The organism is Microvirga ossetica, assembly GCF_002741015.1.
Classification (GTDB): domain Bacteria; phylum Pseudomonadota; class Alphaproteobacteria; order Rhizobiales; family Beijerinckiaceae; genus Microvirga; species Microvirga ossetica.
Window position 1 is genome coordinate 5,576,545 of sequence record NZ_CP016616.1, and the last position, 18,470, is coordinate 5,595,014.

At 65.4% G+C, this 18,470-nt stretch carries 19 protein-coding genes; 6 read left to right on the forward strand and 13 right to left on the reverse strand.

The features are described from left to right. From BB934_RS26560 to BB934_RS26570, 3 genes are read right to left on the reverse strand one after another with little or no spacing between them, the layout of a single operon-like run. Positions 1–396, reverse strand: a complete 396-nt coding sequence (locus BB934_RS26560) for a thioredoxin family protein (protein WP_099512351.1) — start codon at positions 394–396, stop codon at positions 1–3. A gap of 11 nt (positions 397–407) precedes the next feature. Next, on the reverse strand, positions 408–755 hold the full coding sequence (locus BB934_RS26565; RefSeq protein WP_099512352.1) for a hypothetical protein: 348 nt from the start codon (positions 753–755) through the stop codon (positions 408–410). A 13-nt stretch (positions 756–768) separates the two neighbouring features. Continuing rightward, positions 769–1,041, reverse strand: a complete 273-nt coding sequence (locus BB934_RS26570; RefSeq protein WP_099512353.1) for a hypothetical protein — start codon at positions 1,039–1,041, stop codon at positions 769–771. A gap of 92 nt (positions 1,042–1,133) precedes the next feature. On the opposite strand from BB934_RS26570, the gene BB934_RS26575 reads away from it, so the two are divergent. Together BB934_RS26575 and BB934_RS26580 are read left to right on the forward strand one after the other, a co-directional pair. Then, the gene (locus tag BB934_RS26575) at positions 1,134–1,571 is read left to right on the forward strand and encodes a MerR family transcriptional regulator (protein ID WP_099512354.1); all 438 of its coding nucleotides are present in this window, start codon (positions 1,134–1,136) and stop codon (positions 1,569–1,571) included. Positions 1,572–1,592: 21 nt separating this feature from the next. Further along, entirely contained in the window at positions 1,593–1,991 is a 399-nt protein-coding gene (locus BB934_RS26580; RefSeq protein ID WP_099512355.1) for an ester cyclase, read from the forward strand. Positions 1,992–2,014: 23 nt separating this feature from the next. On the opposite strand, the gene arsH is transcribed toward BB934_RS26580, so the two are convergent. Genes arsH through BB934_RS26605 form a run of 5 tightly spaced genes read right to left on the reverse strand, consistent with a single transcriptional unit; the run spans position 2,015 to position 4,768 of the window. Further along, complete coding sequence (arsH, locus tag BB934_RS26585; RefSeq protein ID WP_099512356.1) at positions 2,015–2,752, reverse strand: arsenical resistance protein ArsH; 738 nt, start codon at positions 2,750–2,752, stop codon at positions 2,015–2,017. Next, complete coding sequence (locus BB934_RS26590; protein ID WP_099512357.1) at positions 2,742–3,446, reverse strand: aquaporin; 705 nt, start codon at positions 3,444–3,446, stop codon at positions 2,742–2,744. The genes arsH and BB934_RS26590 overlap by 11 nt, the downstream gene beginning before the upstream one ends. After that, entirely contained in the window at positions 3,443–3,868 is a 426-nt protein-coding gene (gene arsC / locus BB934_RS26595; protein WP_099512358.1) for an arsenate reductase (glutaredoxin), read from the reverse strand. The genes BB934_RS26590 and arsC overlap by 4 nt, the downstream gene beginning before the upstream one ends. Before the next feature lie 8 nt (positions 3,869–3,876). Continuing rightward, positions 3,877–4,419 (reverse strand): arsenate reductase ArsC, encoded by a 543-nt coding sequence (locus tag BB934_RS26600; RefSeq protein ID WP_099512359.1) that lies wholly within the window; start codon positions 4,417–4,419, stop codon positions 3,877–3,879. Beyond that, positions 4,412–4,768 carry an ArsR/SmtB family transcription factor gene (locus BB934_RS26605; protein WP_099512360.1) on the reverse strand — a complete coding sequence of 119 codons (357 nt, stop codon included), beginning with the start codon at positions 4,766–4,768 and terminating at the stop codon, positions 4,412–4,414. The genes BB934_RS26600 and BB934_RS26605 overlap by 8 nt, the downstream gene beginning before the upstream one ends. A gap of 327 nt (positions 4,769–5,095) precedes the next feature. Between BB934_RS26605 and BB934_RS26610 the strand changes: the two genes are divergently transcribed. Continuing rightward, positions 5,096–5,857, forward strand: a complete 762-nt coding sequence (locus BB934_RS26610) for a DUF1194 domain-containing protein (protein WP_099512361.1) — start codon at positions 5,096–5,098, stop codon at positions 5,855–5,857. A 119-nt stretch (positions 5,858–5,976) separates the two neighbouring features. Here BB934_RS26610 and BB934_RS26615 read toward each other — a convergent pair whose 3' ends face one another. Further along, positions 5,977–6,636 carry a transglutaminase-like cysteine peptidase gene (locus BB934_RS26615; protein ID WP_099512362.1) on the reverse strand — a complete coding sequence of 220 codons (660 nt, stop codon included), beginning with the start codon at positions 6,634–6,636 and terminating at the stop codon, positions 5,977–5,979. Positions 6,637–6,983: 347 nt separating this feature from the next. On the opposite strand from BB934_RS26615, the gene BB934_RS26620 reads away from it, so the two are divergent. From BB934_RS26620 to BB934_RS26630, 3 genes are all read left to right on the forward strand, one after another. Further along, positions 6,984–7,580 (forward strand): hypothetical protein, encoded by a 597-nt coding sequence (locus BB934_RS26620; protein WP_099512363.1) that lies wholly within the window; start codon positions 6,984–6,986, stop codon positions 7,578–7,580. A gap of 31 nt (positions 7,581–7,611) precedes the next feature. Continuing rightward, complete coding sequence (locus BB934_RS26625; protein ID WP_157934330.1) at positions 7,612–8,517, forward strand: MBL fold metallo-hydrolase; 906 nt, start codon at positions 7,612–7,614, stop codon at positions 8,515–8,517. A gap of 512 nt (positions 8,518–9,029) precedes the next feature. Next, positions 9,030–10,055 carry a class I fructose-bisphosphate aldolase gene (locus BB934_RS26630; protein WP_099512365.1) on the forward strand — a complete coding sequence of 342 codons (1,026 nt, stop codon included), beginning with the start codon at positions 9,030–9,032 and terminating at the stop codon, positions 10,053–10,055. Positions 10,056–10,097: 42 nt separating this feature from the next. On the opposite strand, the gene BB934_RS26635 is transcribed toward BB934_RS26630, so the two are convergent. From BB934_RS26635 to BB934_RS26650, 4 genes are all read right to left on the reverse strand, one after another. Further along, the gene (locus BB934_RS26635) at positions 10,098–10,580 is read right to left on the reverse strand and encodes a DUF411 domain-containing protein (protein ID WP_099512366.1); all 483 of its coding nucleotides are present in this window, start codon (positions 10,578–10,580) and stop codon (positions 10,098–10,100) included. 409 nt (positions 10,581–10,989) lie between these two features. Then, entirely contained in the window at positions 10,990–14,310 is a 3,321-nt protein-coding gene (locus tag BB934_RS26640; protein WP_099512367.1) for an adenylate/guanylate cyclase domain-containing protein, read from the reverse strand. A 283-nt stretch (positions 14,311–14,593) separates the two neighbouring features. Continuing rightward, on the reverse strand, positions 14,594–16,834 hold the full coding sequence (locus BB934_RS26645; protein WP_157934331.1) for a phospholipase D-like domain-containing protein: 2,241 nt from the start codon (positions 16,832–16,834) through the stop codon (positions 14,594–14,596). A 101-nt stretch (positions 16,835–16,935) separates the two neighbouring features. Further along, the gene (locus tag BB934_RS26650; protein WP_099512369.1) at positions 16,936–18,447 is read right to left on the reverse strand and encodes a hypothetical protein; all 1,512 of its coding nucleotides are present in this window, start codon (positions 18,445–18,447) and stop codon (positions 16,936–16,938) included. Positions 18,448–18,470: the final 23 nt, after the last annotated feature.

The following is an 18,470-nucleotide window of genomic DNA, read 5'->3' on the forward strand; positions in this document are numbered from 1 at the left end:
TCAGAGGGCCTTCCTCATGAGGGACTCGATCGCCTCGAAGCGCGTCTCGCCCACCGAGCGCGCCGTCTCGGTCCTGCCCTTGAACACCACGAAGGTGCTTTGGCTCCGGACGTTCAGGCTGCGCAGGGCCTCCTTCTGCGTGTCGAAGTCGACGTCAAAGAGGATGACGTCCCTGAACTCCGGACGGCCGGCCAGTTGAGCCACCGAGGGCTTCTGCGCCTTGCACGTTCCGCACCAGGGCGCAGTCACGTGAACGACGATGGACTTGCCGGCCTCCCGGGCCGCCTCGAACGCTTGGGGATCGTACGGCTTCCGCTCCGCGGCATGGGCGGGGCCGGCCATTGCAAGGACCGACAGGGCGATGCCGGACAGGGCAATACGGCGACTGATGGTCATGGAAGTTCCTTTCAAAGGGATGGTGACGATGTGGAAGGCGTTGCCAACTCAGGCACGAAATGGGCGAACAGAAGGTCGGCCGCCTCACGTGCCCGCTCCGGCGCGGTGACCGATAGGTGGACGCCCGTCGCATCCTCGCGCATCTCGAAGCGCAGGAATGCGCAGCAGGTCTGTTCCTTGCGGACGAGCTCACGCACCGCGTCGGCAGCCTCCGGCCCGTAGGTCAGGTGGAGCGACAGTCCCTCTCGTCGGGCGGACCGGAGCGACTGCCTCGCCAGCGCCTCGATCCAGTCCACGCGCCCCTTGTACTCCCCGGGCGTCAGGGTGCAGGCGATGGGTTCGGCTTCGATGATGGTCATGGATGGTCTCCCTTCATTCAGCGGAGGATGTCGGTGCGGCCAGCTTCGGGCCGCCGCAGCCGCACCCGGAGTTCGTGGTGGAGCATGTCACCGCTTGGCGCTTGCGGAGGGTCATCAGCAGGGCAACACCCGCGCCGGCGAGGACCGCCAGCCCAATCCCCCATCCCAGCGTCGCGGCGCCGAGACCGCCGAGTCCCAGCCCGACGAGCAGGGATCCCAAGGCAGGGAATGAGCAACAGGCGACGCAGGCGGCGCCCAGTCCAAGGAGTTTGACAGCAGGTTTCATGTGGTCCTCGCGGCAGTCGGGATGACGAACTTGCTGGAGGATGCGACCTCAAGTAACTTGAGGTTCAAGCCACATTTTCCGGAAACACGAATATGTGTTCACAGGCCCTGACCATCGGCGCCCTGGCCGACCAGACCGGGTGCAACGTCCCGACGATCAGGTACTACGAGGAGATCGGGCTGCCGCCGCCGGCCCGCCGGCGCCCCGGGGGACACCGCTTCTATTCGGAGGCCGACCTGCGGCGGCTCACCTTCATCCGTCGTTGCCGCGACTTCGGATTTCCGATCGAGCAGGTCCGTGCGCTGGTGGAACTGACAGAGTCCTCGGACAAGGACTGCAACGAGGCGCGCGACCTTGCCCAAGCCCACCTTGAGGACGTGCGCCGGAAGCTCGCCGAGCTCCAGGCACTCGAACGCACCCTCGTGGGCTTCGTCGAGACCTGCACGGCGGCCTGTGCCGGCGGTCCGGCCTCGGACTGCGTGATCCTCGACGACCTGGCGGAGCCGACCCGGCAGGCGTGCTGCGGCTGAGCTAGCGGTGGCGTGACGCTCATGGACAACAAGATGATCGTCCAACGGCTGGTGGACGAGGTCATCAATGGACGGCAACTCGACGTCCTCGACGAACTCTGCACGCCTGCGCTTGCCCCGAAGCTCAGGCTGGCCTTCATGCAATTCCTCGAGGCGTTCGGCGACTGGAGGCAGACGGTGGTCGAGCTGGTCGCGGAAGCGGACACTGTCGTGGCAAGGTTCCGCTGTGAGGGCACCCAGACCGGGGACTGGCTGGGGCTTCCGGCAACGGGACGTCGGATGAGGATCGACGAGGTCTACTTCTTCAGGATCGAGAACGGCCGCATCGTGCGGCTCTGGGGCCTGGAAGACACGTGGACCCGCAGGCGGCAGCTCGCAGGCGAGGATGCCCGTCTGGGCGAGCTCGGATCGTTGAGCTGAGTCCAGACAGGCGGCTGGTACGCTTACTCGGCCGCTTTAACCTCGTGCCTCATGGCTTCCGCGGCGAGACGCTTGGCCTCTTTCTCCGCCGCGTCCCGGCGCTCGCTGTAGCGGTCGGTGAGGTAATCGGAGTGGTCGCAGGTCAGCAGCGTGAACTTCACCAGCTCCTCCATCACGTCCACGACGCGGTCATAGTAGGAGGACGGCTTCATGAGTCCGGCCTCGTCGAACTCCTGGAACGCCTTGGCGACCGAGGACTGGTTCGGGATCGTCACCATCCGCAACCAGCGCCCGAGCACCCTCAATTGGTTCACGGCATTGAACGACTGCGAGCCGCCGCAGACCTGCATGACGGCCAGCGTACGCCCTTGTGTTGGCCGCACCGAACCCGTTGCGAGCGGGATCCAGTCGATCTGCGCCTTCATCACCGCGCTCATGGCGCCGTGCCGTTCCGGGCTGCACCAGACTTGGCCCTCGGACCAGAGCGATAGCTCGCGCAGCTCCTGCACCTTGGGATGGTCGCTGGCGGTGGCGTCGGGCAGCGGCAGCCCATGCGGATCGAACACGCGCGTCTCGGCGCCGAAGTGCCGGAGCAGGCGCTCCGCCTCCAGCGTGAGGAAGCGACTGTAGGAGCGCTCCCGCAAGGATCCGTAGAGCAGCAGGATGCGGGGCGGGTGCGTGGACACCCGCGATTGCTCCAGCTTGCCGAGGTCCGGAATGTCGAGGACCGAAAAGTCGACGTTGGGAAGATCACTCACCAGCCATGGCTCCGGATTTCGACGGGGTCCGTACGGAACTCAGCAGCCACTGCATCAGTGCCATTGCTCCAAGGGCGCCCAGGACCTGCGCGACGATGAACATCGGCACGTTGCCCGGCGCGATCCCCGCGAATGTGTTCGTCAATGCCCGGGCAATCGTCACGGCCGGGTTGGCGAACGAGGTCGAGGCGGTGAACCAATAGGCCGCCGTGATGTACAGTCCGACCGCATAGGGAATCGCCTCGATCCGGAAGCGCACGACCGTCAGGATCGTGACGAGCAGCCCGAAGGTGGCGACAAACTCGGCAAACCATTGCGCCGGCCCGGTCCGGGCAGTCGCGGCGAACTGGAGCAATGGTAGGTCGAACATGCCATGGGCGACCAGCGTGCCGAGGCAGCCGCCGACGATCTGGGCCACCGTATAGGAGCCGACCTCGGGCCAGGGCAAGGCGCGATTGAGTCCCATGACGAGCGAGACCGCCGGGTTGAAGTGGGCACCGGAGATCGGCCCGAGGCCCAGGATCAGCACGGCCAGGATCGCACCGGTCGGGATCGTGTTGCCGAGCAGCGCCAGCGCCACGTTCCCACCGGCGAGCTTGTCGGCCATGATCCCCGAGCCGACCACGGTGGCGACGAGCAATCCGGTCCCGAGCGCCTCGGCGGCGAGGCGCTGCGCAGGCGGGAATGTGTCCGTCATGCGCTGGCCACGCGCCGTCCGTGCTCGTCGACCACGCGCTCGCCGTCCTCTTTGACGAATTCACCCTGCTGCGGCGGCAGGAGATCGAGCACGGCTTCGGACGGCCGGCACAGACGCACGCCCTTGGGGCTCATCACGATCGGGCGGTTGATCAGGATCGGGTGCGCCATCATGGCGTCGAGGAGTTGGTCGTCGGTCAGATCAGGGTTGTCGAGACCGAGCTCCTTGTAGGGCGTGCCCTTCTCGCGGATGACATCGCGGACCGGGATGCCCATGCGGTCGATGAGCTGCCGCAGCAGGAGCCGGGTCGGCGGCGTCTTCAGGTACTCGATGACGTGCGGCTCGATGCCGGCGTTGCGGATCATGGCCAGCGTGTTGCGCGACGTGCCGCAATCCGGGTTGTGGTAGATGATGACGTCCATGGGGCACCTCAGGTGGAGCGGCGGTCGAAGGGAGGCACCGTGCCGGAGGTCGCGCCCTCCAGGCGGCCGATCTCCTTCAGGTGATGGGTGAGGGCGATCTCGTCGAGGCTCGTCATCGGCAGGGCCATGAAGACGGAAATCCGGTTCTTGAGGAACTTGAAGGCCTGGACGAAGGCCCGTTCCTTCTCGATGTCCGGACCCTGGATCGCTGCGGGATCCTCGATGCCCCAGTGGGCCGTCATCGGCTGGCCGGGCCAGACCGGGCAGGCCTCGCCCGCGGCGTTGTCGCAGACGGTGAACACGAAATCCATCGCGGGCGCGTCCGGCTTCGCGAACTCGTCCCAGTTCTTCGACCGATAGCCGTCGGAGGGATAGTCGAAGCTGTCGAGCACCTTCAGGGCGAACGGGTTGACCCGACCCTTGGGTTGGCTGCCGGCCGAGAAGGCGTTGAAGCGGCCGGCGCCGTCCTTGCGCAGGATGCCCTCGGCCATGATCGAGCGGGCGGAGTTGCCCGTGCACAGGAACAGCACGTTGTAGGGGCGGTCAGCCATCGGCTTTCTCCTTCGGAGGGCAGCAGGGGGTGAGGGCATCGATCAAGGGTGCGCACACATCCGGGTGTCCGCCGCAGCAATCCCGGAGCAGGAAGGTCACCGCCTCGCGGAGCCCATCAAGGTCGGCCCGGTAGATGATCGAGCGGCTCCGGCGCTCGGAGCGGACGAGCCCTGCGCGCGACAGGATACCCAGGTGCGAGGACATGGTGTTGTGCGGGACGGCGAGCTCACGGGCGATGTCGCCGGCGGGCAGTCCGTCGGGCTCGTGCTTCACCAAGAGCCGGAACACGTCGAGGCGGGTCGGCTGGGCAAGGGCCGCGAGGGCCAGGATGACGTTCTCTGATTCCATGCGTCGAGACTTATGGAAATATAGGCGCTGGGTCAAGGGGCCTGGGATCGTGCGAGTGGGATCTACCGAACGCCAAGCGATCCCCAGGGAGGCCGGATTCCCTCCGATGAATTGAGCAGGCAGGTTGCTCCGGTCGCAGCGCCTGTGACGGCTGCCCAGACAGGAGGCGGCAGGGGGCGTCCTCGAGCGCTTCCGGGGCTGTTCGGCGGCTAGAGGTGCCGTAGCAGCGGGAGTTGCTCATCGATCCCGTCGGATGGTGCGGCTGCCACTTCCCAAAACGTGCTATCGTCAGGCTGTACGAGCTGGGCGCTCCACGGGGAGGCCGTCATGCCGCGGCGACATCACGGCGCGTGCCTGAGTCTATCCTTGGCCTGCCTCTGGGGTGGCGCCGTCGCCGCATCCGAGACGACACTCGACCTTGCCCTCGTACTCGCCGTGGACGTGTCGTCCTCGATGGCGCCGGCCGAGCAGGCGCTTCAGCGCTCGGGCTTTATCGAGGCATTTCGCTCATCGGCGGTCCACAAGGCCATCGCCAGGGGATCCCTCGGCCGCATTGCCGTCGCCTATGTCGAATGGTCGGGAGCCGATGAGCAGACCGTCCTCGTGCCGTGGACCGTGATCGACGGACCGGACGCGGCGCGGACCTTTGCGTCCGAGCTCAAGCGCCAGCCAATCCGCCAAGGCAGCATGACCTCGATTTCTGGTGTGATCGGCTTCAGCATGAAGCTTTTCGCCGATCTCATGGACAGGCCAGCGCGGCGGGTGATCGATGTCTCGGGTGACGGCCCGAACAACGATGGCCCCAAGGTCAGGCCCGTGCGCGATCATGCCGTGGCCGAGGGCATCACGATCAATGGGCTGACAATCCGGATCCCGGAGATGGTGAGCGGCTGGGAGTTCGGTGACCTGGACCGATACTACGCGGACTGCGTCATCGGAGGAGTCGGCGCGTTCATGATCCCGCTCCGCCAGGCCGACCAGTTCCCGTCCGTCATCAAGACCAAGGTCCTGCGCGAAATCGCCGAACCTGGCCCATCGCCGCTCGTCCTTCATGCCGGAGCACAGGCCGATTGCCTCTCAGGCGAGTAGCGCCGCAAGGACGAGGCAGCGTGGGGAGGTGAAGGGAACCCTTGAGGCCACTCGTTGCCGGCATTGTCCGATCGGCCTCGTTGCGCGGGGAGGATACGGGAATTCACCCGATCCGAGCGTTATTGGTTGGCGGTCATGGTCGGCGACGTCCGGCCGCCGAGCGAGGCCCAGGTCGAGCCGGAATCGCCCTCACGCTTGATGTAGATGTAGCCGGTCTTGTGCCACGGCAGGATGGCATTGCGCTTGTTGTCGAGGATGAAGTCGCCGCGGTTGGTGCGCACCATCATCACAGCGTGTCCGGCACCTTCCTCGTCGAAGACGACGGTCATGCGCATGGCGCGGCGCGGGAAGCCGGCCTCGACCAGCTTCTTGCGTTTGACGAGCTGGTAGTCCTCGCAGTCGCCGTAGCCGTCCTCGGCGAAGTCCCAGATGTCCTCGATGCCCCGGTGATCCTTGTCGGTCTTCGCCTTGATCGCGCCGTTCACCTGCTGGTTGACCCGATTCAGGGTCTGCCAGTCCTTCGCCGTCAGCTCGATGGTGGCCGGCTCATCTGGGTCAACGGCGCACTCTGACGGATTCTGCTCGCAGAAGCGGATCCAGCCCAGGATCGGCTTGGCGGTGCCGACCCTTGCCACCGGCTGCGTGATGCTTGGCAGGATGCTTCGGGTCTGCGCCTGCGCTGCCGCGGCGGTGACGGTCAGGACGAGGGCGGCGGCGAAACGGAACGCGCTCCTGGAAAAGGACCGAACGCCCAGAAGCCCGAAAAGAGGTTGCCGCATTGCCCCCACCGATGTGCCGTTAAGGATCTGTTCATAAAGCCTGACACGGCGGATCGGCGGCGCTCAAGGCAAAAGTTAAACAAAAGTTAACAGGTCGCACCCGGGTTGGTTCCGAAACTTCCGTCAGCCGGATCCTGCGCGCAATGTCGCGGCGGTGATGTGTCTCGCGGTGGGCACCAGGCGGTTCCGGACGCGGCAACCCGGGAGGCAGAAGCCGAACCCTTGGGACCTCCGCCGCATGATCACGAATGCGTGCAATCCTCTTTGGGCGTTGACGCGCACGCCCGGGCTGCGTTCGTGTAGGAACCCGGCAACGGGCCATGCCTCACAGCATGTGGAGGGCATCCATGCGTTCATCCTTGATGGGGGCGTTCGGCGCTCTCGCCATTTTCCCGGCACTTGCCCAGACCCCGGAGGGAACGCCCACCCGCATCCGCGGGACGGTCGACCGGATTGAGGGGCAGACCCTGCTCGTCAGGACACTCTCGGGTCAAGGCGTCCCGGTCACCATGGGGCCGGATTTTGCCGTCAGCGGTGTGGTGCAGCGCAGCCTGTCCGACATCAAGGCCGGCGACTACATCGCCTCGACCTCCGTGAGCGGGCCCGACGGAAAGCTGCGGGCGCTCGAGGTCCACTTCCTGCCGCCAGGAGCCGGGGAGGGGCAATTCGCCTGGGATCTGGCACCCGGCAGCCTGATGACCAATGCCACGGTAGCGGGAGTGGCGACTGCCCCGCAAGGACAGGTGCTGAAGGTGACCTACAAGGGCCAGGAGGCAGAGATCACCGTTCCGCCCGACGTCCCGGTGGTCGCCTTCGTGCCCGGGGACATGAGCTTGGTGAAGCCCGGCGCGGCGATCTTCCTCTTTGGCCGCCGGAGCCACGATGGCTCGGTGTCGGCGACCCGCGCCACCTTGGAGAAGGATGGGGTCAAGCCGCCGATGTGAGAGGGACCGTTCAGGCAGTCAGGAGAGGGTCATGAGCAAGATCGCAACATTGGGATCGATTCTGGGTTTGCTGCTGCTCGCGTCAGGGCAGACGGAGGCCCAAACCGACTATTCCAAGGTCGAGATGAAGACCACCGACCTTGGGCACCGGACCTACATGATCGAAGGAATGGGCGGCAACATCACCGCCGCGGTGGGCGATGATGGTGTCATCCTGGTCGACGGCCAGTTCGCACCGCTGCATGACAAGATCCAGGCGGCGGTCGCGGCCGTCTCGAAGGAGCCAATCCGCTATCTCGTCAACACGCACTACCATGGCGATCATACCGGCGGCAACGAGGGCTTCGCCAAGGACGGCGCTGTCGTGACGGCGCATGAGAATGTCGCCAAGCGGCTGAGCGCCGGAACCACCAACGGATTGACCGGCGCCAAGACTCCGCCCGCGCCGCAGGCGGCGATCCCGACCCGAACCTACACGACGGATCTGACACTGAGCATCCAGGGGCGCAAGGCGGATCTGAAACACCCCGTCAACGCCCACACCGATGGCGACACCTATGTGTATTTTGCCGATGCGAATGTCCTGGCGACGGGCGACATCGTGTCGTTGGGCACGCGCTATCCCAACATCGACTTCGCCAACGGCGGCACCATCGACGGCATGATCGCGGCAACGGACATCTACCTCAATCTCGCTAATGATGGGACGAAGATCGTCCCGGGTCATGGACCACTGATCAACAAGGCGGGGCTCGCGACCTACCGGGACATGCTCATGACGGCGCGGGACCGCGTCGCAAAGCTGGAAGCGGACGGCAAAAGTGTCGATGAGGCGGTTGCGGCCAAGCCCTTGGCGGACATCGGCGCCGGGATCGGAGCGAACGAGGAGCAGAATGCGAACTTCGTGCGCGTCATTTATCGCTCGCTCAAGCCGTAGCCCGTGGATTGAAACGGGATCCTTCAGCGGCATCGAGGCTCGTGGTGCCTCATCGTTTGGGCACGACCGTGATCGTGAGCAGGCCATCGGCCCCTTGATCGAACGCCAGCGAGTAGCAGGCCTTGATGCCGTCGCCCTCGCTCTGCCCATCGCGGAGGGCCATCCCGGGCAAGTCCGAAAGCAACCAGGATCTCCGGTCGGGTTACAAGCCCGGCATCGAAGATTTCCATCGTTGCCCCCAATGTTGCGGTGGCCTCGGTGACGCGGTCATGCACATCGCCCGTGGCATCGGATGCCATGAGGTCCGTTGCGATCATGATTTCGCTTGTCCCGGGCGGCCTGGGCCGACCGGTGGCGACAAGGGAAGCTCGCGCTGACGAGAAGCGGCATTCGGCCGGTTCGCGCTTCCCTCATCGTTCGAGTTCGAAGGGCGGCCACCGGTTTGACCGTGAAGACCATTCCGCTCCAACTATGGGACCTGGGCTGGGTTCGAAATCGCACGGTGGAGGATGATGGACCTGGATCAACTGGCACGGACCGCCGCAGCCATGGTGCAGCCCGGCAAGGGCATTCTGGCTGCCGATGAAAGCTCGGGGACGATCAAGAAGCGCTTCGATGCCATCGGCGTCGAGGCCACCCCCGACAACCGACGCGACTACCGCGAGCTTCTCTTCCGCGCGACGGACGCGATGAAGAACTACATCTCCGGCACCATCCTCTATGACGAGACGATCCGGCAGACCGCCAGCGACGGGACGCCGCTGGTCAAGCTCGTCGAGCAGGCGGGTGCCATCCCCGGCATCAAGGTGGACCTGGGGGCCAAGCCCTTGCCATTCTGCCCCGGCGAGACGGTCACGGAAGGCCTCGACGGTTTGCGTGAGCGCCTGACGGAGTATTCCGGCCTCGGCGCCCGCTTTGCGAAATGGCGCGCGGTCATCGATGTCGGCGAGGGCATCCCGAGCTGGACGGCGGTGACAGCCAATGCCCATGCGCTCGCGCGCTACGCGGCGCTCTGCCAGGAGCAGGACGTGGTGCCGATCGTCGAGCCCGAGGTCCTGATGGACGGCGCGCACGACCTCGATCGCTGCGCCACTGTGACGGAGTTCGTGCTCAAGACCGTCTTCCGGGAATTGTACGAGCAGCGGGTCGTGCTCGAGGGCATGGTGCTGAAGCCCAACATGGTGATTGCCGGCAAGACATCGTCCCGGCAGGCCTCCGTGGACGAGGTCGCCGAGAAGACCCTCATGGTGCTGAAGCGCTGCGTGCCATCCGCCGTGCCCGGCATCGCGTTCCTCTCAGGCGGCCAGTCGGACGAGGAGGCGACCGCCCATCTCGATGCCATGAACCGGATCGGCGGGGCGCCCTGGCGGCTGACCTTTTCCTATGGCCGCGCCCTTCAGGCGGCGCCCCAGAAGGCATGGTCCGGCAAGCCGGACAATGTCGCCGTGGCCCGGCGCGCCTTCTCTCACCGCGCCAGGATGAACGGCCTGGCCTCGATGGGGCAGTGGACGAAGGAGCTGGAGGAAAGGGTGGCCTGAGCGTGGCCGGATCAATGGCCGCGCCTGGTGCCGCGCCTGCCGTCAAAGGACCTGGGGACCCCTGTATCGGGCGAAGGTGCTCTGGCCCGCCGGACCGAACAGGACGACGGCGTAGGTGTCGTCCTCGACGCCCTCGACCTCCATCCCGGGCGAGCCGGCGGGCATGCCGGGAACGGCGAGACCCTTCGCCTGGGGTTTCTCGACCAGCAGTCGCTTGATCGCGTCCGCGGGCACATGGCCCTCGATGACGTAGCCGTCGATTTCGGCAGAGTGGCAGGAGGCAAGGTCCTGCGGCACGCCAAGGCGGACCTTCACGCGGTTGATCTCGGAGGTCTCGATCACCTCCGCGGTGAATCCGGCCTGGCGCAGGTGGTCGACCCAGCCGGTGCAGCAGCCGCAGGTCGGATCCGTGGTCACGACGATCCTCGGCAGGTCCTGTGCCCACGCGTTGCGATGGCCGGACAGGATGGTGGAAGCGGCGAGTGCGGTCAGCACGGCGCGGCGGCTCAGGGACGTGACGGTCATTGGGAACCCTCCTTCGGTGAAGGATGGTGCGCCCATCCGCCGATGCAACACCCAGGCACACAAAGTCAGCCTCTTGCATCTTAAACGAACGGCATCTTCGGCTTGGACGCCGTCAACTCTCAAAGGCCTGGAAATGGCACGCGGCAGACGGAAGCCGAACTTCCGTAGTCATAGGGTAAGCCGACCTTCACAAGGCCATGCCCAGCGGCTCAGGTTGACCCGAAGCGGCCGTTCACTCCCGCCACTCCAGCGGAATGCTTTGGGTGGTTTGCTGGCACTGAATGGCTGGGGACGGGGCCGCGAACGGGCCGCGTGGCGCATCGAACACCGCTGAGCCTATTCAGACACTTCTACCATCACCATCGATGCCATGATCCGCCTCCGCGGGTTGCTGGCGCCGACCGGGGCGTCAACTGCTTGAGACGAGGGCCTGCCGGAGGGGCCCAAGCGATGATCCGATACCGAGGCGCTCGGCCTCGCCCACCAGATCTTCAAGCCTGTATGTCAGCTCCTGTCCACGACTGCCCCGGCCATGGGTGGCGAGAGCACGTCCATATCGCATGAAGAAGTCCGCCCAGGGTAACGGTTCCGGCCGGGTATAATCCTCAAGCGCGGCGCTGTAGCGATCCGCGTTGTCCCAGTCCTGGGAGTCCAGCGATGCGTCAATTGCGTACCGGAAGAACCAAAGATGGTTGTGGCCCACCGCGCCTTTGCGGAGGATCTCCTCGCCTTCCGCCAGGGCCGCACGCCGCTCGAGCGGATCCTCGGTTGTGACCGCGAGGTAGCCGAGGATCCACGGACCCACAAAACTGAGCCCGGTCTCGCGGCAGATCGCCAAGGCACGGTGCAGCAGGTCGAGTCCCTCGGCCTGACTCGCCTCCGCGCGGGCGACCATGGCGAGATTGTGGAGGCTGTCCGCCTCGAACCGTTTGGCGCCGAGCTGCCGGGCCAGAGCCAGCGCGCGCTCGGCATGCGGCCTTGCACGTCCGAACCCGCCCATGGTGCGAAACACGTTGCATGCCGCGCCGTGGGCAATGATTTCCGCCCGGTGATGCCCGACCTGCTGCGCCAACGTGACCGCCGCTTGAACCGTAGCAAGTGCGCCGGAGAAATCGTTGAGGAAGGCCTCGGCAACCGCGACCATGCTGAGATTGGCCACTTCGATCCGCCCGAGGCCGCGGGCGCGTGACAGCTCCACGCAGCGCCTGAAGTGCCGGTGCGCGCTGGCCATCCGCCCCCGAGCGTACTCGGCATCGCCTAGCCCGCCGAGCGCCCGCGCCTGCATCTCCGGCGCACCGGCCCGGCGGGCACAATCAAGCGCCCGCTGATGCTCCTCCAGGCACTCGTCGAGCCGGCCAAGCGGGAAGCAGAGATTGCCGCGAAGGTGGTGGATACGTGCGCGCTCCGCCACAAGATCCTCCGTGGCGGCCGCGGCCGCAGCCTTGTCGAGCATGGCAAAGGCTTCGTCGAAGCGATCCGTCATGCGCAGGCCGGCGGCAAGCCCGAGCCAGGCGCGACACCGCTCGATGTCGGTATCGGCGACCACCAGGGCCTGCTCGAAGGCAGCCATGGATTCCGGGATGGAGCCGAGGTCGTGCAGGATCTCGCCGCGGAACAGGGACAGCGCACTCACATCGGTGCGCTCCCCGGCCAGGGCGAGCCCGCGCTCGACGAGACGCAATGCTCGTTCACTCCGATACTCCGCGGCCTGCGCCCGTGCCGCTTCGAGGTAGGCCCGGGGGGCGCCATTATCGTCGGCTCGGTCGAGATGCTGTGCGCACAGCATCAGATCCCGGCTCCTGAACCAATCGGCCGCCCGCCGGTGCAGCGCGCGGCGCCGGCTCCTGAGCAGTGTGTCGTAGACGCCCTCCTGGATCAGGGCATGGGCGAAGAGGAAGTGATCGCCTTGCGGGTGTATCAGGCGATGCCGCACCAGGTCGTCGCAGTTCCACTCGGGCCGCTCGAGCAGAGCCATCAGGAGCTCGGCGGTAAAGCGCTGGCCGATGACCGAGGCTGCTTGCAGCGCCTGCCTGTCGGGCAACGCGAGCCGATCCAAACGTGCCAGCACCAAACTCCGGATCGACCCCGGGACGCCGCTCTCGGCGCTCTCCTCGGCATGCCGCAACAGTTGCTCGAGAAACAGCGGATTGCCGGCAGCGCGTTCGATGCAACGCTGGGCGAGCTCGCCGAGCGCGTCGAAATAGGCTTTGGCAAGCTGGTTGGCCTCGCTCGGCGCAAGCGGGCCGAGGTCCATCGTGATGATCGGCTGATCGCCTGCTGTCATGCGCCACTCCTCACGGAGCGGATCGCGCTCGATCCGCGAGGTCGTGACCAGCAACGCCGGGCATTGAGCAACGGTGTCGACGAGGTTCGCGAGATGATCGAGAGTGACCTGGTCGGCCCAGTGCAGGTCCTCGATCGCCAGCAGCCGGGGACGACCACGGCTTGCCTGCGTGACGAGCCCGGCGAGGGTCGCGCGCTTGCCGCGGTTGCGGGCTGCGTTGTCCATCGCGTCATAAAGCGTCCGCAACTCGGTCGGCTGCGGCAGGTCCAGGAGGTCGTTCAGGTACACCCGCTGCTCATGAGGCAGCATGCCATCGTCGAGGGCCTTCTCAGCCGCTGCGGCGATCTCGTCCAGGCTGCTCTCGCCCGACAGGCCGAGCAGGCTGCGGACGAGCGAACGGATGGCGTCCTGGCCAGAGCCCATTCCGAAGTCGAGCACCAGGCCACTGTGACAGGTGAAGCTCTTCCCCTGAGCCTTCATCCGAAACTGCTCGAGCAAGCGGGTCTTGCCGATCCCGGCTTCCCCGCGGATCTCGATGACCCCGCCGCGACCGGTGTCGCTGCACTGCGCCAGCGCCGCTTCGAGCTGCCGCAGTTCGTGGCGCCTCCCGACAAACGTTTGGCGACCTGACCGGACCGGCTCGCGGAGCGCGCGTAGTCGCCACGCCTTGACCGGCTTGGCCAGCCCCTTGATGGCCAGGACGCCGATCTCGGAGCAGTCGACCCGCTCGGCGAGCGCCCGGTGGACTGCATCCGAGATGAGGATCTCACCGGCCGCGGCCTCATCCGTCAGGCGAGAAGCCAGGTTCACGGATTCGCCAGTGACCGTGTATTCGAGGTGGCGAGCGCTGCCGGTCCCGCTCGCTACCACCTCGCCGCTGGCAATGCCGATATGCACATCCACAGGGCGGCCGAGCTTAGCTGCAAGCTCGGGCATGCGGCGCCCGATCTCGAGGGCAGCCCGGATGCATCGCTCGGCGTCGTTGCCGTAGGCCACTGGGGCCCCGAAGACCGCCATCACGCAGTCGCCGATGTGCTTGTCGACCGTCCCGCCATGATTGGCAACGCTGGCGTCGGCAAGGTCAAAGAAGCTCCCGAGGAGGGCGTGGACCTCCTCAGCATCGAGTTCGCCGGCGAGCTTCGTGTAGCCAGCAAGGTCGGCGAACAGCACCGTCACCTGCCGCCGCTCTGCCTCCGGCAGGGGCGCACTGACCTGCGGGATCGCGACCAACGCGCTTGGCACAGGAGGGGAGGCTGGCGCCATTCCATGGCGCAACGCCGCGATCGCGGCAAGCAGCTTACGGCGGTGGCCGACCGAGGTGACGCCCACCCTAATCAGGTCATCGGCCGTCAGATCGGCAAGGACCTCGGCGTCAATGTCATTCTCGCGGAACGCCTGCTCGTATCGCCCCAGCCCCAGACCGTTCAGCCAGGCCACAATGTCCATGGGCGCCTCCCGGTCCGGTTTCTCCGCAGAGCACCAGGTGCTTCAGCCTACCTCAAAATCTCACAAAAGGCGCGGTAAACATCGGCCCACCTGAGGGGTGTGAAGGTCAGTTCCTGGCACTAAGCCGAAATACAGCGAACGTCCGTAATGCGTGGATGACCGGACTTCGGGGGCACGGAAAGCCCAGAACCAGGGGCTGTGTGAGGCTTTGATCCCGCGATCGCGTTGCCCCAGCGGCGCGAGGATCTTGGGTGCCTTGGGTGCACGTGCAAGCGGCGGTCGCTTAGGCTGCTGCCCTGCCATTCAGACCCAATCGGACCCCGAGCGTGCGGTCCAACGCCGCCCTCAGCTCCAATACCGTCTCGGTCGCTAGTTCGGCCGGAGTCAGCCCGAGTATCTTCACTACGTCGACACGCGCCATGTGAACGAACCCGAGGAACTCGCGGTGGCGGGCGGATCCCGCGAGGACGGTCTCAATTGCGTCGAGGGTCCAAAGGACCGTCACCCAGCACTCGAGGAAGTCCACCGGCATTTCAGTGTATTCCTTCGCGATCATAAGCCGCGTGATCGGCGGCTTCTTCTTCCCACAGAAGAACGCCGCGATCACGCGAAGTGCCATCCTTGGCCAGCCATGCTCGTCTGTGGTCGCCTCGAGGCCGCGCGGCAGGCCTGGGTGCCGTGCCTTGTAGAGCAACATCGTCAGCCAGAACCTGACGCGTAGTACGTCGCTCGGCCCAAGCGGTTCCGTACCCTTGGCGATAATGGTTGCATACTGCTGGACCATTCGCACGAACTGCTTCGCGTCCACGGGCGTGTCATTCGGCCGTTGCTCAGGTGCCGGGACCTGCTCGGTCTCCGTCCGCTGCGCTTCGGCGTCGAGCTCGCGCTCTTCATCCTCGTCCGCCAGGTTCATCCAATCGTCGTTATCAACATCATCTGGATCACAAGGGTTTACCGACCTGCCCACGAGCATGTTCAGGAAGCTGCGGATGCTGTCCGAATGCGTCCCGGCCAGCGTCGAGTCGCGGCGGATTTCATCCCGCGAGTCGGGCGAACGAGTCTCCATGAACTCATCGTAAGTGAGCTGCTGCGGCGGCTCATCCTCCCCATCTGGATCGGAGTGCCGTGTACGGACTAGAGCTATGGATGGAGGAGGGCGATCGTTGAGGTCGGCACGTGCAAGCTTGTCGAAGGCGTCATGCATCCAGAGATCTAAGTCTTCGCCAGCGTCGAACGCCGCAATGGCCTTCGCAACGGATCCCGTAGCGACCTCTCGCCGCCGCCTTCGAAGCAGCGACCGGTGCGCGACGTGAGCAGGATTCGACACGAATCCATCCTGTTCTACTACTGCAAAGCTGATGTGTTCCGGTTTCTCAAAGGTCAGGCGGAAGGATCGGCGCGGCACGGATTCACCGGTGATCTGGAATGCGACCGTCTCGATCTCCGATCCGCTGGCATCAAGGAGCCGCAACGACCCGCTTCCGCTAGTCCCGTCAGGCAGAGACCACGTGATCATGTCTCCGTCGAGTTCGAAGGAGCCGGCCTTGCGCGCCGCAATCTCGTCCAAAGGAATGGGCGGCGACGGTTCCCTCCGGTCGATCTCGGCGGGATCGATGGGCATGGCCTCGAGGCACTCGGAAAGCCCGAGCGCCTCGATTGCCCGATCGCGGGGGAGCATTCGGTAGATGCACGCCTCGGCATTTGCGCCACCGGAAGCGTCCCGGCCCAGAGCCGCGGTCGTGCAGTTGGCGCTTCCCACAAGCACGTGATCGTGGGTCGCCGTGGAGGCAATCACGAACTTCGCATGTTTGAAGCGACCCTTGAGGCTGGACGGGAATGCCCGGAACTCTATGGCTGCCGGTCGCGGCGTCTCCAACGGAAACTCGTGCCCTTCGGCATCCAGCAGCACGGTCGTGCTGGCTGGCTGCATCCTCTTCATCAGGGTTCCGAGAGCCTCGAGTTGTCCATCCCAGTATGGGCTCGCGACGACCAGCCGTTCGACGACCTCGTCGCCGATGAGCCCGATGAATCGGCTTCCTATGCCTGCGCTACCGTCGCGCGCCAGGAACGCGATCGCAGTCCCATCGTCGAGGTACTGGAGAGGTGCGACCTCCTGGCCTACAAGCCATGGAGCCCGATCGGCCGCCCAGTTCAGAGCCTCGCGTGCGGTGCCCGGCTCCCTGGCCACGAGGTTGGAGACGTACTTCCATGCCGACCGCACGATCTCCCGCTCGGGGCTCGGCTCGTCATTGCACTCGAGTTCGACGACCGCCTCGGCGTTGCCGGCGAGTCCCGCCGCAGTGATGTTGGCGGAGCCGACGAAGAGCCTTCCCAACCGTCGACCGATCTGGAGGACGATCTTGGGATGGAACAGGCCATCGGCGACGGGGGGCGAGAAAAGTTCGTAGTCGCGACCGAGCTGTGCGGGAAGCTGAGATCCGTCCGACAACGACATCGAGGCCATGCGCTCGTCGGCTACTATGAGGAAATTCGTTGCTCCGCTCGCCATAAGCTGTGGCAGCATTACCTCCTCGTACGCGGCGAACTCGATTGAGAATGTAGTTGTGACGGCGCTATGGAAAGGGCGCGATCCAGTGCCGCGGCGCGCCATGCGCTCGGGATATTTCACGCGTTGGCTCCAAGAATGGCGAGGCCGCGCGCGGTCGTTCCGTTTTCGTCGACGAGACCGACGTCGACCAGAAACTGCACCGCTGGGTTGAGCCGCGGCGTCGTGGGTACGGGTGCGTATCCGTTGCGGCGGACCAAGCGTCCGTCGCGCACTTCGAATAGGAACGTGTAGTCACGCTGTCGCCGAAGCTTCTGCATCGCGACCCAACTGTGCCTGCGGACGACGCGTTCGATGACGTAAGTGGCGACCAGATCGCCGACGCGGGTGTCCGACCGGCGTTCGATCCAAGCGAGTTCGGACACGATCGACCTGCCGCCGCCACGGACGCGTAACTCTCGCCGAGCGACCTCTCGCAGTTCCGCCCGTTGGATTATCCGCTGGTCCAGCGCGGCCATGAGGCGCACCGCATCCCAGGCCTTCTGCTCCGCTGTGCCACGCCGGCTCGTGAGCCTGGACCAGACGCTGCGGTAGTCGAAGATGTTCGGGTCAATGCCCTCACGAAGTTCTGACCACCGCAGATCTGCGTTCCCTGGCTCAACGGCACCTAGTCGGACCCGGACCTCCTCCACAATCTCTGCCAAGGTCCGGCCAGCATCAAATTCGGCCATGAGGTCAGTTGCCCACTCAAGGAGTGCCGCCGCCGCCACCTGAAGAAGATCCTGGCAGTGGTAGGCCTCCCAGCGCACGCGCTGGCCGTCCGGAACCTCGTCGTCGAGCGCCTGCGATTCGAAAAGATGCCAGCGAATTCCGTCTGGGTCCGGCCGTTGGCCAAATGTCTGCGCCGTCTTCAGGATGAGCCGCAGCGAGGCGGCCCTGCTGATATCGCTGTTCGTCGACCCGTCCGAGGGAAAGAGCAATCTTTCATAGATTTCCCGTTCGGACGAGACGTCGGGAATACCGGACGGCACGATCGGCGCGAGGCGCGCCAGATTATCGCGAGCGATCCGCGCCAACGCGATCGAATTGCTGAGAAGCTCCTCGACTTCTGGACCGATGGACGCGCGGAACGCATCGGCCGCGGCTTTGCCCGCCAAATTCGTCGCACGCGGAATGCCATGGTCGCCCTGACGGAATAGGCCCATTTCGACCATCTGCGAATAGTATGCGCCGCCGAAGACGCCGAGTGACTGGCGCAGGTATCTCACGGCATTCCGATCATTCGAGGCGGCCTCGGCGAAGTCAATGACGTCCTCGTGCTGGTCCAATCGACGATCCGCCCATTCCACACCGCCAACCCCACCTTGACCCTTGGCGTGTGAAGACACGAGCGCATAGAGTGCTTCGGCACGGCGGACCCAAGAGCGCCAGGCAGCAAACTCGTCCGTTGCGCCTAATAGCGCGTAGGCATCGCTCACCCAGCAGTAGTAACCGTAATACCGCATGCGCAGCGTGACATTGCTGATGCCTGGCAGCAACGACTGGTACAGGGCAACACCAGCGTTCTGCATGCCGAGCGGGTCCAACCCACGCTTATCGGCGCGTTCGGTCCATTCAGGTTCAGCGCTCACTTTTTCCCGATCTCATACGCGAG

Bases quoted from the DNA above. Each gene is read 5' to 3' on its own strand.
- BB934_RS26635 (WP_099512366.1), bottom strand. From the start codon at position 10,580: ATGACCGTCACGTCCCTGAGCCGCCGCGCCGTGCTGACCGCACTCGCC.
- BB934_RS26570 (WP_099512353.1), bottom strand. From the start codon at position 1,041: ATGAAACCTGCTGTCAAACTCCTTGGACTGGGCGCCGCCTGCGTCGCC.
- BB934_RS26640 (WP_099512367.1), bottom strand. From the start codon at position 14,310: ATGGACATTGTGGCCTGGCTGAACGGTCTGGGGCTGGGGCGATACGAG.
- BB934_RS26560 (WP_099512351.1), bottom strand. From the start codon at position 396: ATGACCATCAGTCGCCGTATTGCCCTGTCCGGCATCGCCCTGTCGGTC.
- BB934_RS26630 (WP_099512365.1), top strand. From the start codon at position 9,030: ATGGACCTGGATCAACTGGCACGGACCGCCGCAGCCATGGTGCAGCCC.
- BB934_RS26625 (WP_157934330.1), top strand. From the start codon at position 7,612: ATGAGCAAGATCGCAACATTGGGATCGATTCTGGGTTTGCTGCTGCTC.
- BB934_RS26565 (WP_099512352.1), bottom strand. From the start codon at position 755: ATGACCATCATCGAAGCCGAACCCATCGCCTGCACCCTGACGCCCGGG.
- BB934_RS26600 (WP_099512359.1), bottom strand. From the start codon at position 4,419: ATGGCTGACCGCCCCTACAACGTGCTGTTCCTGTGCACGGGCAACTCC.
- BB934_RS26580 (WP_099512355.1), top strand. From the start codon at position 1,593: ATGGACAACAAGATGATCGTCCAACGGCTGGTGGACGAGGTCATCAAT.
- BB934_RS26605 (WP_099512360.1), bottom strand. From the start codon at position 4,768: ATGGAATCAGAGAACGTCATCCTGGCCCTCGCGGCCCTTGCCCAGCCG.
- BB934_RS26615 (WP_099512362.1), bottom strand. From the start codon at position 6,636: ATGCGGCAACCTCTTTTCGGGCTTCTGGGCGTTCGGTCCTTTTCCAGG.
- BB934_RS26620 (WP_099512363.1), top strand. From the start codon at position 6,984: ATGCGTTCATCCTTGATGGGGGCGTTCGGCGCTCTCGCCATTTTCCCG.
- BB934_RS26610 (WP_099512361.1), top strand. From the start codon at position 5,096: ATGCCGCGGCGACATCACGGCGCGTGCCTGAGTCTATCCTTGGCCTGC.
- BB934_RS26575 (WP_099512354.1), top strand. From the start codon at position 1,134: ATGTGTTCACAGGCCCTGACCATCGGCGCCCTGGCCGACCAGACCGGG.
- arsC (WP_099512358.1), bottom strand. From the start codon at position 3,868: ATGGACGTCATCATCTACCACAACCCGGATTGCGGCACGTCGCGCAAC.
- BB934_RS26645 (WP_157934331.1), bottom strand. From the start codon at position 16,834: ATGCTGCCACAGCTTATGGCGAGCGGAGCAACGAATTTCCTCATAGTA.
- BB934_RS26590 (WP_099512357.1), bottom strand. From the start codon at position 3,446: ATGACGGACACATTCCCGCCTGCGCAGCGCCTCGCCGCCGAGGCGCTC.